General features: G+C 73.8%; 3 protein-coding genes. All 3 read right to left on the bottom strand.

Annotated elements, in window-relative coordinates:
• Nucleotides 1-442: 442 nt before the first annotated feature.
• The 3 genes from trpM to ACRDP3_RS17615 all read right to left on the bottom strand — a co-directional run bounded on the left by trpM (nucleotide 443) and on the right by ACRDP3_RS17615 (nucleotide 2,117).
• Nucleotides 443-628 (bottom strand): tryptophan biosynthesis modulator TrpM, encoded by a 186-nt coding sequence (gene trpM, locus ACRDP3_RS17625; RefSeq protein WP_431517915.1) that lies wholly within the window; start codon nucleotides 626-628, stop codon nucleotides 443-445.
• 56 nt (nucleotides 629-684) lie between these two features.
• Nucleotides 685-1,494 (bottom strand): indole-3-glycerol phosphate synthase TrpC, encoded by an 810-nt coding sequence (trpC, locus tag ACRDP3_RS17620; protein WP_431517913.1) that lies wholly within the window; start codon nucleotides 1,492-1,494, stop codon nucleotides 685-687.
• A 185-nt stretch (nucleotides 1,495-1,679) separates the two neighbouring features.
• On the bottom strand, nucleotides 1,680-2,117 hold the full coding sequence (locus ACRDP3_RS17615) for a DUF2752 domain-containing protein (RefSeq protein WP_431517914.1): 438 nt from the start codon (nucleotides 2,115-2,117) through the stop codon (nucleotides 1,680-1,682).
• Nucleotides 2,118-2,146 lie beyond the last annotated feature (29 nt).

Raw genomic sequence — 2,146 nt, 5'->3', positions numbered from 1 at the left:
CGGCGTTGGGGATCCGCCCCTCGGGGTCGGGAATGAAGTAGTCGGACATCCGACGTGCTCCTCGTGAGAAGTCAGGTATGAGACATCGTGGTTCGGGTGCGTACCGGGCCTCGCGGCCCGGAGGGGGTACGCGGCGCAGTGGTACGGGCTGCCCCCGGCGCTCCGCGTCGGTCTCGCGACCTGCGCGGGTATGCGAGGTACCCCTTCGCTCCGCCAAGGAACCGGGCGGGGCCGGCGCTCCGGGAGTGGCACGCGTGGACCGCCGCAAGCCGCACGGCACCGAGCCGTGACGCGAAGGAAGGGAACCCACCCACCCAGGGCGCTCCCGGTCCGGGAATGTGCCTGGATTGCCATGCCGGGGTCGCCGTAGAGCACCCCGGGCGCACGTCCGCGCGGCGGCGTCCCCGGGCCCTGCCCAGGTAGCCGTCCCCGGGAGGCCGGGTCAGCCCGCGAAGCGGTACGCGTCGGCCGGCCGCCATCGGCGGCCCTTGACCTGGCCCGGCTCGCAGCCGATGTGGTACCGCACCCGCCGTCCGTGCACGCGCCGCGCCGGTGCGCGGCAGCCGCGCGGCCGGCAGCCGCGCGCCAGGGCGGCGTACGGACCCCGTTCGGCGCGGTCGCCGGGCATGCCCGGGCGGCCGCACGGGCCCTGAGGGCGGTGACGGGTGGCGGTCATGCCGAAGGTCAGCCCCTCGCGTGCCGCAGCGCCGGGTGCGCGCCGGCCGCGACGAGGTCGGCGACGGCGGCCTTCGGGTTCTTTCCCGTGACCAGCGACTCGCCGACGAGCACCGCGTCCGCGCCGTCGTTGGCGTAGGCGATCAGGTCGTGCGGTCCGCGGACGCCCGACTCGGCGACCTTCACGATGTGGTCCGGGATCTCCGGCGCGATGCGGGAGAAGTTGCCGCGGTCCACTTCGAGCGTCTTGAGATTGCGCGCGTTGATCCCGATGATCCGCGCCCCGGCGTCGGCGGCCCGCTGGGCCTCTTCCTCGTCGTGTGCCTCGACCAGCGGGGTCAGCCCGATCGACTCGGCCCGCTCGATCAGGGAGACGAGTGCCTGCTGCTCCAGCGCGGCGACGATCAGCAGCACGACGTCGGCGCCGTGCGCCCGCGCCTCCCAGAGCTGGTACGCGGAGAAGATGAAGTCCTTGCGCAGCACGGGGATGTCGACCCGGACGCGCACCGCCTCGAGGTCGGCCAGCGAGCCGCCGAACCGGCGCTGCTCGGTGAGGACGGAGATGAGGTCGGCGCCGCCCGCCTCGTAGTCCGCCGCCAGTCCGGCCGGATCGGCGATCGCGGCCAGCGCGCCCTTGGAGGGACTGGAGCGCTTGACCTCACAGATGACCTTGACGCTGTCGCCCTTGAGTGCCGCCACCCCGTCCTTCGCCGGTGGGGCCTTCGCGACGCGCTCCTTGAGGTCGTCGGTGCTGACGCGCGCCTGCCGCTCGGCCAGGTCCTCGCGCACGCCTTCGATGATCTCGTCGAGCACACTCACGTGAGCGGCCTCCTTCTGGCTGGACTAGGCCTCCGCGGGGGGCACGGGGGAATGGTCGGATCGGCAGGGCGATGGTATCGGGCGGGAGACGGAGGACTCGCATCCGGTCGACCGTAATCCCACATTCCGGACAAACAGCTGCAACCGTCGGTGTTCGGTCGGGCCGGGATCCCGTCCGGGCCCGGTCACGGGGCGAGTCCGGTACCGAACGGCAGGTTCCGTACCACGGTGAAGGCGAGCGCCAGCCCGCCCAGCACCCACCAGTGCGTGCTCCGCAGCGGCACGGTGACCGGCCGCGAACGGCCCGCCCGTACCATCCAGAAGACCACGAAGACGGCGAACGCGCCGTACGCGGCCACGGCCAGCGCGTTCGCGCCCAGCGCGGCGCCCACGTCCGCGTGCGCGACCGCGTAGGCGCTGCGCAGGCCGCCGCAGCCGGGGCAGTACAGGCCGGTGAGGTCCAGCAGCGGGCAGACCGGATAGTGACCCGGTTCACGGGGATCGACGGCACCGACGTACGCGAACGCCGCGCAGACGACCGCGAGGGTACCGGCCGGCGCCGCGAGGCGTAGCGCCGGCCCGGGGAGCCGGCGCCGCGCCGGACCGGCCGCCTGGTGGTTCAGGACGACTGACCCTGCGGCTGGGCCTGCCC

The organism is Streptomyces sp. (assembly GCF_050698815.1).
Classification (GTDB): Bacteria; Actinomycetota; Actinomycetes; order Streptomycetales; family Streptomycetaceae; genus Streptomyces.
Note: the sequence above shows the minus strand (reverse complement) of the source record. Positions and strands in the feature narration are given on the sequence as shown.

Coding starts and splice junctions, on each gene's coding strand:
- trpM (WP_431517915.1), bottom strand. CDS start 628: ATGCCCGGCGACCGCGCCGAACGGGGTCCGTACGCCGCCCTGGCGCGC.